This window comes from Pirellulales bacterium (assembly GCA_036267355.1).
Classification (GTDB): Bacteria; Planctomycetota; Planctomycetia; order Pirellulales; family DATAWG01; genus DATAWG01.
Genome location: DATAWG010000052.1, coordinates 1 through 10862, shown reverse-complemented (window position 1 = coordinate 10862; position 10862 = coordinate 1). Strand labels below are relative to the sequence as shown.

At 60.1% G+C, this 10862-nt stretch carries 11 protein-coding genes; 1 reads left to right on the top strand and 10 read right to left on the bottom strand.

What is annotated here, in order from left to right:
* From VHX65_08490 to VHX65_08445, 10 genes are all read right to left on the bottom strand, one after another.
* A partial coding sequence (locus VHX65_08490; GenBank protein ID HEX3998571.1) for a transposase occupies window positions 1-212 on the bottom strand: 212 nt, incomplete at its 3' end.
* Window positions 213-648: 436 nt separating this feature from the next.
* Complete coding sequence (locus VHX65_08485) at window positions 649-1710, bottom strand: ATP-grasp domain-containing protein (GenBank protein ID HEX3998570.1); 1062 nt, start codon at window positions 1708-1710, stop codon at window positions 649-651.
* 71 nt (window positions 1711-1781) lie between these two features.
* On the bottom strand, window positions 1782-2096 hold the full coding sequence (locus VHX65_08480) for a metal-sulfur cluster assembly factor (GenBank protein ID HEX3998569.1): 315 nt from the start codon (window positions 2094-2096) through the stop codon (window positions 1782-1784).
* A 133-nt stretch (window positions 2097-2229) separates the two neighbouring features.
* Window positions 2230-2544, bottom strand: coding sequence for a non-heme iron oxygenase ferredoxin subunit (locus VHX65_08475; GenBank protein HEX3998568.1), 315 nt, complete (start codon window positions 2542-2544; stop codon window positions 2230-2232).
* Window positions 2545-2817: 273 nt separating this feature from the next.
* Window positions 2818-4146 (bottom strand): Fe-S cluster assembly protein SufD, encoded by a 1329-nt coding sequence (gene sufD, locus VHX65_08470; protein HEX3998567.1) that lies wholly within the window; start codon window positions 4144-4146, stop codon window positions 2818-2820.
* 29 nt (window positions 4147-4175) lie between these two features.
* Window positions 4176-4556 carry a hypothetical protein gene (locus VHX65_08465; GenBank protein HEX3998566.1) on the bottom strand — a complete coding sequence of 127 codons (381 nt, stop codon included), beginning with the start codon at window positions 4554-4556 and terminating at the stop codon, window positions 4176-4178.
* 477 nt (window positions 4557-5033) lie between these two features.
* The gene (gene sufB / locus VHX65_08460; protein ID HEX3998565.1) at window positions 5034-6482 is read right to left on the bottom strand and encodes a Fe-S cluster assembly protein SufB; all 1449 of its coding nucleotides are present in this window, start codon (window positions 6480-6482) and stop codon (window positions 5034-5036) included.
* A 20-nt stretch (window positions 6483-6502) separates the two neighbouring features.
* Window positions 6503-7342: a Fe-S cluster assembly ATPase SufC gene (gene sufC / locus VHX65_08455; protein HEX3998564.1), complete on the bottom strand. Its 840-nt coding sequence runs from the start codon at window positions 7340-7342 to the stop codon at window positions 6503-6505.
* Window positions 7343-7469: 127 nt separating this feature from the next.
* Window positions 7470-8183 carry an NADH-quinone oxidoreductase subunit B family protein gene (locus tag VHX65_08450; protein HEX3998563.1) on the bottom strand — a complete coding sequence of 238 codons (714 nt, stop codon included), beginning with the start codon at window positions 8181-8183 and terminating at the stop codon, window positions 7470-7472.
* A 185-nt stretch (window positions 8184-8368) separates the two neighbouring features.
* Window positions 8369-9007, bottom strand: a complete 639-nt coding sequence (locus tag VHX65_08445; protein HEX3998562.1) for an ArsR family transcriptional regulator — start codon at window positions 9005-9007, stop codon at window positions 8369-8371.
* A 251-nt stretch (window positions 9008-9258) separates the two neighbouring features.
* Between VHX65_08445 and VHX65_08440 the strand changes: the two genes are divergently transcribed.
* Window positions 9259-10545: a PQQ-binding-like beta-propeller repeat protein gene (locus VHX65_08440; GenBank protein HEX3998561.1), complete on the top strand. Its 1287-nt coding sequence runs from the start codon at window positions 9259-9261 to the stop codon at window positions 10543-10545.
* Window positions 10546-10862: the final 317 nt, after the last annotated feature.

Here is a 10862-nt window from a genome sequence, read left to right as displayed (position 1 = left end):
CCATCCTTCCGCGGCCAGACCAGCAAGTGCCAATGGTTGGGCATCAAGCAGTAGGCGAGCAGCCGCGTGCCGGCGCGCTCGACGGCTTGCGCGAGCACCTTTTCAAAGGCCTGATAGTCGCTGGGCGTCTCGAAAATCGGCGATCGCGCATTCGCGCGGTTGAGCACATGGTAGACAAAACCTCGATCGTCGGCTCGCCGCGGCCTTCCCATGCCGAGGAACCTAACAAATTAGCCCGCCGGCGTCAAGAAAACGGTTCCTGACACCTTTTCCGCCCTCCTGACACCTTTTCCGCCCTCCCGCCCTCCTGACACCTTTTCCGCCCTCCCGCCCTCTGACACCTTTTCCGCCCTCTTTTCTGCCCTCCAGCACACAAACCCGAAGCGTTAGCGAGGACGCTCCGCGAGTTGACGCCATCTCCGGCTGCAAACACTAGCTAAGCCAGTGTGCATACGGTTCAGCACACAAGCCCGAAGCGTTAGCGAGGACGCGCTCCATATCGGGTTCGCCCGTCGCTAATGCAATGTGCGTTGCAGCCAGGTAGCGAGACGATGCCGCCGTTGCGGGGTTCCCTCGCTAGCGCTTCGGGCTAGTATGTTCATCGGCGAATTTTGAGACAAAGCCTGGGCTTGCCGATTGATTTTCAACTCATTCGATCGCGGCCGCGAAGCGAACGGTTCCATCGCTATCGTATTCGACGCACCGGTTGCGAAATGAAAGTGTTGGTGATTGGCCGTCGGCGATCGTGAGCATCGCTTCGGCTAAATTGCTCGCCGCGACCGCGCGCAGGCCGACGTAGGAAGTCGTCAAACGCGGATTGATTTCGATCACCACGTCGTCGCGACCGCGCCCGAGCACCAAATCAACGCCGAGGTATCCGAGCGGATCCGCCAGAGACTCGACCGCTCGAAAGGCCAACGCCTCCGCCCGATGCGCCAGCGCGGCATCGAGCGGGCAACATCCGCCCAGATAGCGAAACTGGCCATCATCGATCAGCCGCTGGCTGCACGGCGGGAGCGGAAATAAGCCGGCCGGCCCGCACAACACCGCAACGCTGGCGGCAGTGCCCGGATAATATCGCTCGACGCGAACACGAGCACCAAAAATTCCGCGATCGCGATACGCGGCTTGCAATCGGGCCGCCGTAGCGCGATCGCGCACCAGCCGCACATTCAGCGATCCAGCTCCATCCAGCGGCTTGATCACGGCTGGAAAACCGATTTCCTCTGCCGTGTCGAGCAAATCGTTTGCATCGACCGATCTGCCGAACGGCACGGGCACTCCCGATGCGGCGAGGTGTTCTGCCGTTCGCTGTTTGTCGGAGGCCAGGGCTGCCAACTGCGGTGACGGCCCGAGCAATCGACCCCCGGTGTTTGCAACCAATCGCAATCGCGATTCGAGCAGACCGTCAAATTCCGGGGCGATGACGATCGTCCAATCGGCATGACGACAATGGTGTTCCAACGCTCGGCAGTCGTCGCCCGGTTCGAGGGCGCTTACGATTTCGCACTTCGAGGGCGGGAGCAAATTCGCATCCTGCCGTCGATCGAGAATGACGGTCGTTTTTATACCGTCCAATGCGGCGAAATCGGTGGCGAGCGCCGCGAGCATTGCCGCTCCCTCGCGGCGAAGCGACACATCATTCGGCGAGTCCGGCTGGCCGATCAATCCGCCGCCGGTCAGGAATTCGTAGAGCAGGACACGCGGCATCGGCAGCAATCAAGGGCCGCAAGCTCGAACCGGAGCAGGCGGTGAGTTGAACGGAACCGCGTCAGCGAATGTCAAAAAATCCCCAACTGATCGCGGGCATCTTCCGTCATGCGGTCGGGCGTCCACGGCGGAATCATGACCAGTTTCACCTCGACTTCGCCGACGTTGGGAAGCGAACTCAGCACTTGCTTCGACTGGCCGATCAACTGTGGGCCGGCCGGGCAGGCAGGACTCGTCATCGTCATCTCGATCTTGACGTTTTCCTTTTCCCCAACCGGTTCGACGGCAACGCCGTAGACGAGCCCCAGATCGATGATGTTGACGAACAACTCCGGATCGATCACCTGCTTCAGCGCTTCGCGAACGCTGTCTTCACTGATGGGCATCGGTCTCTCCTTGTAAAGTCACATAAGCCGGCGGGCTCCGTCCTTGCTCGCGCTTCGGGCTATTGCATGGCTATCCGACATACTAGCCCGAAGCGTTAGCGAGGGAGGCCGCGGAGTGCGGCTCGAATTCATTTTACTCGCTAAGCCGCACGAAAACGTCGTTGCCTTCGACTTTCACTTCGTGGGCCACGGTCGGCCGCGTGGCCGGCATCGTCAGGGCGCGGCCGTCGCGGATGTCGAATTTGGCGCCGTGCCGCGGGCAGGCGATGGTCAGGCCGTCGAGTTCCCCTTCGGCCAGCGGGCCGCCGTCGTGGGTGCAAACATCGTCGAGTGCATAGAACTTTCCGCCGACCTGAAACAGCGCCACCAGCCGGTCGCCAACCTCGACCAATGCCCGACCTGGGTCTGGAACATCGTTCACCGAGGCAACGCGGATGAATTCAGACATGCAACCCCCAACCAACTCGATTTGATGCCACACTCGGATCGCCACTGGCAAGCGCAGGTCTGCCAGTGCGAGCGCCGTCTGACATCGATTTATTAGCAGCGGAATCGTCTAAGCCAGCCTTGTCCCCTGATTTCGAAGGGCGTGAACGTCAGCTCGCGTGGCAACACTGGCAGACTTCGCTTGCCAGTGGCACACAACCATCGCTTCGCCCCGACCTCGATTCGACGTCACCGATACCGCGCCTGTCGATCGCCCTAGATCGGTGGCTGGCAATCACTCGTACTCTCGCACTCGGCGGTCGATGGCCTGTCCGAGCGCTTCGCGAACGCTTTCGATCGTGATCCGATCGAACACCTGCTGAAAAAAGCCGGCCACCACGGTGCGGATCGCTTCTTTGCGCGTCAGGCCGCGGGCTTGGCAGTAGAAAATCTGCTCGTCGTCTACCCGGCCGGTCGTCGAGCCGTGCGTGCAGCGCACATCGTCGGCTTGAATTTCGAGGCCGGGGATCGAATCGGCCCGCGATTCCTCGGAGAGCATCAGATTGTCGTTTCGCTGATAGCCATCGGTTTGCTGGGCGATCGGATCGACCTTGATCATGCCGCGCCACACGAGCCGCGACTGATCCTGCAAGCCGCCCTTGTAGAGCAAATCGCTTTTGCAATGCGGCGCTGCATGGTGCTGGAGCGTGTTGTAGGTCAGGTGTTGCTTGCCTTCGGTGAACATGACGCCGTTCACCTGCGTTTGCGCCCCCGGGCCGACCAGCGCCACATGTTGATTCACCTTCGCCAGCCGCGAGCCAAGGGCTCCGATCGTCCATTGCAATCGGCCATCGCGATTGACGAGGCCCTTTTGATGAGCGAAATGCCAGACGCCGTGTCCCCAATTTTGCAGATTCACGTAACGCAGCGTCGCATTCTCGCCAACGAGCAATTCGATGCCGCCGCAGTGCATGGCGGCTTCGGTGTTGCTGCCGCCGGCCGTTTCGGAGAGCAGCGTCGCCTCGGCCCCCGGTTCGAGAATCACGAGGATGTGGCCCAGATCGACGCCGCGCGCGCTCAGGCCCGAAAGCGTGTGAAACGGTCGATCGACCACGACGCCGCGCGGCACGTAAAGCAACGTGCCGCCGGTCCAGCAGGCGGCATGCAGGGCCGCGAATTTATCGTAGCTCGGGTTCATCGCTCGAAACAAATGCCGGCGAATGAGATCGCCATGCTCGGCCACGAGCGCATCGAGGCTGCCGAACAACACGCCGCGCTTCGCCAATTGCGGATCGAGACTGGCCGCGATCGGCCGGCCGTCGCGAACCACGGTCGCCCCGGCCGGCTCGACGCCGTGCGTCAGCAGCGCGTCGGGGACCGCTGCAGGAACCGCGGCCGATTCGTCGCCGCGGATTGCCATGGGAATCTGAAAGCGGTCGAGATGAAACATGCGCAACTCGGTGCGCATCCATTCTTCGTCGCCGCGACTGGGCGTCGGCAGCGACTCGAATTCCTTCCAAGCCGCCCGCCGCATGTCGACAAGCCATTCGGGCTCGCCGCGCGATTGGAGAAATGCTTCGAACGCGGCGGAGGAAAATCCGGAAATTGCGGCGGTTGCTGGCATCTATTGAACCTATTGACGGTCAGGGATTATCACGACGCCGTGCTGGATTTTACGTCGGCCGGCGCGGTTTGCCCATTTGCGGCGACGGATTCGCCACCCAGCACGAGACCCGGCCGGACCAGTTCTTGCCCGGAGCCCTCCAGATCGAGAGTCCCAGTCATGCCTGTTCCCAACAGATCCAAGAACTGACCGTACGCGTGGATTCGTGCGATGCGCAGGTGAAGCGGCTCCGGATGAACGTGCGCCGTCACCTCACTCCCGGCGGAATCAGTCGCAAATTCATAAGCGAAGACCGATTCGAAAAAATCTCCGACTTGGATCGTGTCTGCGCAGCAACGGCCGACAAACCTAAGCTTTCCGGATTCGCCTTCCACGAGTCCATGCACGTAAAACTCGATGTTCCGATCCATGATCGTCACCTTAAAGCGCGCGAGTTGAACTCGATTACTTGCGCCTCGGTCAACCGTTGCAAGCGTCCAAGCTCAAGAATCAGCCGATCATAATTCGAAATTGCAACTGGAACCTCAAGCCCCATTTCTTCCCATATCGCCCGAGCCGACTGCGCCGATATCCAATGCCTGCGGTAGATCGATTGAAATTCGGCTGGCAAGATACTTAGACCGATCTCCTTTTCCAACTGGGCGAGGCAGTTTGGCTCGACAATCAAATCCGCAACCGAAGCAACGGTGCGATATAAATCCCCGCTTCACCGTGCCGGCAACATTCTAGGGCAAATAACGTCGCGACTAATGGGTCGCTAGTCGTGGGAGTGTTATGCGCGATTTGCAGAGGCTCGCTTCCCGGCCAGCCTCGGGTCGTTCCGCGATACGCGAATCGTTCCGCCATTGCGCCCGCCCAGGGATCCGCGGCATTATTCCAGCCTCATTCTACCCCACCGACCCTTCCATTTGCAGTTCCACGAGTCGGTTCATTTCCACGGCATATTCCATCGGCAGCTCTTTCACCAACGGCTCGATGAACCCGCTGACGATCATCGTGCTGGCCTCGGCTTCGCTCAGGCCACGGCTGGTGAGATAGAACAATTGTTCCTCGCCGATCCGCGAGACGCTCGCTTCATGGCCGACGGTGACATCTTGCTCGTCGATTTCGATATACGGATAGGTGTCGCTGCGGCTCTTGGGATCGAGAATCAGGGCGTCGCAAACGACGTTCGATTTCGAGTGCTTTGCTCCGCGCTCGATTTTCACCAAGCCGCGGTAGCTGGCTCGGCCGCCGTTTTTCGAAATCGATTTCGACACGATCCGGCCCGACGTGTTCGGCGCACAGTGCACGAGCTTCGCCCCGGCATCCTGGTGCTGGCCGGCCGAGGCGAAGGCGATCGACAAGATTTCGCCGCGAGCGCCCGGCTCCATCATGTAGACCGAGGGGTATTTCATCGTCAGACGGCTGCCGAGATTGCCGTCGATCCATTCCATCGTCGCCCCTTCGTAGGCCATGGCCCGCTTGGTGACGAGGTTGTAAATGTTGTTGGCCCAATTCTGGATCGTCGTATAGCGGCAACGGGCATGTTTTTTGACGACGATTTCGACCACGGCCGAGTGCAGGCTTTCGGTGGTATACATCGGGGCGGTGCAGCCTTCGACGTAGTGCACCTGGGCCCCTTCGTCGACCAGAATCAGCGTGCGCTCGAACTGGCCCATGCTCTCGGCATTGATGCGGAAATAGGCTTGCAGCGGGAAATCGATTTTCACTCCCTTGGGCACATAGATGAACGAGCCGCCCGACCACACCGCCGAATTCAGCGCGGCGAATTTATTGTCCGTCGGGGGAATGATCGTGGCAAAATATTGCCGCACCAGATCGGGATAATCGCGCACGGCGGAATCGGTGTCGGTGAAGATGACGCCCTTCTTGGCGAGGTCTTCCTGGAGCGAGCCGTACACCACTTCGCTTTCGAACTGGGCTTTCACCCCGGCGAGATACTTTTTCTCGGCTTCGGGAATTCCAAGCCGATCGAATGTTTTCTTGATTTCCGCGGGCACATCGTCCCAGGTGCGGCCTTGGTGTTCCGCCGGCTTGAGATAGTAGTAGATGTCTTGAAAATTGATCGCGATATCGCCGCCCCAGCGCGGCATCGGCTTGGAATTGAAAATCTCCAGGCTCTTGAGCCGAAATTGGCGCATCCATTCGGGCTCGGATTTGATATCCGAAATCTGCTGGACGATGTCAGCATCGAGCCCGCGGCGGGCGCGGAACACGGGCTTGCTGTCGGTGTGGAAATCGTATTTGTTGATTTCGCCGATTTGATCGTGCGGCGCTGGGCCTGCTGCGCTCCCTGCCGGAATCGAATCGTGTGTGGTGACTTCAGTTGCCATGGTATCGCTCTCCAGTCTTTCTAAATCTGCCCGGCTTCGGTCTGGCTGATCGCCATCGCCCGTTCGTCGTCGGCCGCGTCGGGATACGCCAGACGGATCCGCTCGTAGCCCTGTTTGTGCAATTCGGCGGCAAGTTCTGGGCCGCCGGTTTCGACAATCCGTCCACCGAGCATGACATGCGTCTTGTCCGGTGCGTTGTGCTCCAAAAGCTGCTCGTGGTGCGTGATGATCAAGATGCCCATCCGGGCACCACCGATTTCGGCAATGCTTTGGCTGGCGAGGCGAACGGCGTCGGCATCGAGGCCGCTGTCGGTTTCGTCGAGAACAGCGAATTTCGGCTGGAGCATGGCCAATTGCAAAATCTCGGCCCGCTTCATCTCGCCGCCGGAAAAGCCGTCGTTGACGTATCGCCGGGCGAATTCAGGGTCGATCCGCAATTGCTCCATCTTGGCTCGCAACTCCTTGCGGAACTCGCGCATCGGAATCAGTTCTTCACCTTCTTTCCGCTCGGGACGGCGGACGTTCGTGGCCGCGTGCCGCAAGAAGTCGGCCATCTTCACGCCCGGCACGGCGATCGGCCGCTGAAACGCCATGAAGATGCCGGCCCGGGCCCGTTGGTTCGGCTCGAGGGCTAACAGATCGAGCACCGAACCATCGGCTTGGATCAGCTCGATGCTGCCTTCGGTGACTTCGTAATTCGGGTGGCCCATGATGGCCAGGCCGAGCGTGGTCTTGCCCGAGCCGTTTGGGCCCATCAAGGCATGCACCTCGCCGCGATGCACTTCAAGATTGACGCCGCGCAGGATCGGCTTGTCGGCCGTGGAAACATGCAGGTTGGTGATCTTCAGGGATTCGGTCATTTTGGAAATCATCGTCTATCCAGTTGCGATTTTTCGTTGCGCCAGGGGGTCAGGCACGTTTTTCGGCGTTGCGCCAGCCGGCCAATCTTAAGCCGAGCGGGCCGAAAAATGAGCCAGACCCCGAACTTCAACCCGTGATTTTTTGGTGGTCGTAAAGCGGCTCGATTTCCTCGGGGGCACGAACATAACCGGAATGGTGCGGCACGGGCAACTCATCGTCGAGCTTTTCGTGGCTGCCTTGGCGGCGGCACATTTTGTGCCCCAAAATCTTGTCCTGAATCCGCATCAAGCCCTCCAGCAGCGATTCCGGCCGCGGCGGGCAGCCCGGCACATACACATCCACCGGCACCACCAGATCGACGCCTTTTACGACATGATAGCCCCATTTGAAATAGGGCCCGCCGCCGGTCGTGCAGGCGCCCATGGCGATCACGAATTTCGGATCGGGCATCAGGTTATAGAGCCGGCGCACGCGGCTGGCCATTTTGTAGGTCACCGTTCCCGCCACAATCATCAAATCGGCCTGCCGTGGCGTCGCTCGAAACGCCCCCGCTCCGAAGCGATCCAAATCGTAGCGGCTCGCTCCGGCCGCCATCATTTCGATCGCACAGCAAGCCAAGCCGAATGTCATCGGCCAAATGCTCGATTGACGAGCCCAGTTGATCGCTTGTTCGATCGTCGTGGTGACGACGTTTTCCTCGAACCGGCCTTCGATCCAGGGGCGGAGCGGAGTCGGCTCGGTCATGCCGGAAACGTTGAACCGCGGCTCCGCGGGCGTCTGGCCCTCGGCCGGCGAATGCCCGTGATCCGTAGCTGATTGATGCGTATTAACTTGATTCATCGATTTGCTCGTAGGTCAGGCTTTCCAGCCTGACGAATTTGGAGTGTCGTTCGGCGGTTCAAGGGTCTTCAAGGGGGTCAGGCACATTTTTCGGCGGAACGATCGACTGTTTCGCTTGCCCCAACGGGCCGAAAAATGAGCCAGACCCCGACGCGTGAAAACAAGCCCATCAATATATCCGACGCTCAATTCGTTTGAAACCGGCAACACGTCGATGCGCCGTCCAGCCGGCACTCCGTTAATTGCACCGGGGCATTCAACAGCTCGCTAAACAACATCTTTTCGACCGCGCAAATCCCGCGATCCTGCTCCGCCAGCGCCGGATACGGGCAAGCCAATGCCGTCAGCACCGGCAACGGTCCCGATGAATCCACCGCAAATGGCACCTTCCGCTCGGCCAACAACTGCCGCACTGATTCCATTCGCTCGCTCGTGGTTTCGCCAGAAACCTGTCCGCCATAGGCGCCGGCCATGGCCCGCGCGATCCGCCGCAATAGCCCGGTGCGAATTTCCGGATCCTTGATCTGGCGAACTTCTTGCCACAACGCGATCGCCAGATCGGCAAAATTTGATCCCGACTGGCGAATCGCTTTCTCCGTCAGCCGATAGCGATGGCTCGGCCGACCGCGGGCCGCCTTGTTCAATTCCCGTTCGATCAACCCCTCAGCCATCAGCCGGCTCAATCGCTGGCGGATCGCCGTCGCGGTGACTTGCATCGCCGTGGCCAAATCAGTGACGCCCAGCGATCCTGCCTCGCGGAGCAAATCCATCAGCCCAGCATCGGATTGTTCGGTAACGCGGTGCATTGTTTCGCTAGTAGCCATCTGCTTACCGTCGTTCAGCGGCGCCAAACACTTCCACCTACTTGATTTTATGCGTTTTCACATTTTTGACAACTGATTATGTGAAAAATCATCGGCGAAGTCGGGAGCTAGCCCCTCCTACAAGCCACCACCGACTGCCGAATTCAAATGCGACGGCTGGTCCGGCCACCGGCATAACCGTTAAACTTAACCAGTCTACTCCGGCAACACCGAATCGTTGTCGGGCACACGCCTTTTTCAAAGGACCGACCATGAAGATCTTCCGCCGTACCGCCGCATCGATTGCTGTGTTGATCGCAGTTTCGGTCGCCCTCAGCGCGGCATTGGCGGCGACGGTCGCCGTCGCCGCCGATTGGCCGCAATGGCGCGGGCCGCAGCGAGATGGCATTTCGCAGGAAACCGGGCTGTTGCAGGAATGGCCGAAGGATGGGCCCAAATTGCTCTGGCAGATCAAGGACGCCGGCTCGGGCTTCTCGACGCCATCGGTCGTTGGTGATCGGCTCTATTTCCTCGGTAACAAGGGGTTGGACGACGAATTCGTCGCCGCACGCGCCATCAAAGACGGCAGCCCGATTTGGTCGGTGACGATCGGCAAGGTCGGCAATCCGAAACAACGGCCCTCATATCCCGGCGCCCGTTCGACGCCCACGGTCGATGGCGAATTGCTCTTTGCGCTCGGCTCCGACGGCAATTTGGTTTGTCTCGAAGCGGCATCGGGCAAGGTGCGATGGAAGAAAGATCTCCGCACCGATTTCGGCGGCGAGCCGGGCCGTTGGGCCTATGCCGAGTCGCCGCTGGTGGATGGCGACAAAGTCGTTTGCACTCCGGGCGGGTCGGAAGCGACGATCGTCGCGCTCAACAAAGACACCGGCGACGTGATCTGGAAATGCCCGATTCCCGGCGGCGATCAGGCGGCTTATTCTTCGATCGTCGCCAGCGATGCCGGCGGTGTGAAGCAATATGTTCAATTCCTTGGAAAAGGCGTCGTCGGCGTCGATGCGAAAACGGGCAAATTCCTGTGGCGATACGACAACACCGCCAAGGGCAGCCCAGCCAATATTCCCACTCCGCTGGCCGAGAGCAATTTCGTCTACAGCGCGACGGGCAAGGGGGGCGGCGGGCTGGTGAAGATCGAGTCCGACGCCGGAGCTCTCAAGGCCGCGCAGGAATATTTTTCGCCCAAGCTGCCCACCGCCATCGGCGGCGTGGTGAAAGTCGGCGATTATCTCTATGGCACCAATAGCCAGGCGCTGGAGTGCGTCGAGTTCAAGACGGGAAAAATCGTTTGGTCGGAACGCGGCATCGGGGCGGCGTCGATCCTATCTGCCGACCATCGGCTCTATCTGCACGGCGAGAATGGCGACGTGGCCTTGGTCGATGCCTCGCCCGACGGTTACAAGGAACGCGGCCGATTCACGCCCCCCGACAGGCCCGAAGGCGGCCCTGGCAAGGCTTGGGCGTATCCGGTCGTCGCGAATGGCCGGCTTTACATCCGCGATCTCGATATGCTGTGGTGCTTCGACATCGCGGCAAAATAAGTGCGTGGCGTGAGCGAACGAGATAGTAGGGGCCTGTCTCAAAGGTCGCCGAACAGCATACAAGCCCGAAGCGTGAGCGAGGAACGACACAAGCCCGAAGCGTGAGCGAGGAAGGACACAAGCCCGAAGCGTGAGGGAGGATGGATGCTGACAGACGTCGATTCCCCCCTTTACGATGCTCTACGTGCGGTGGAGTGGGCGTTGATGTGGGATTTTGGCAAATGAACCAATGCAGGGTCTTGCGGCGGTTCGTCCTCGCTAACGCGTCGGGCTAGTATTGCCCCGACACAAGCCCGAAGCGTGAGCGAGGATGGATG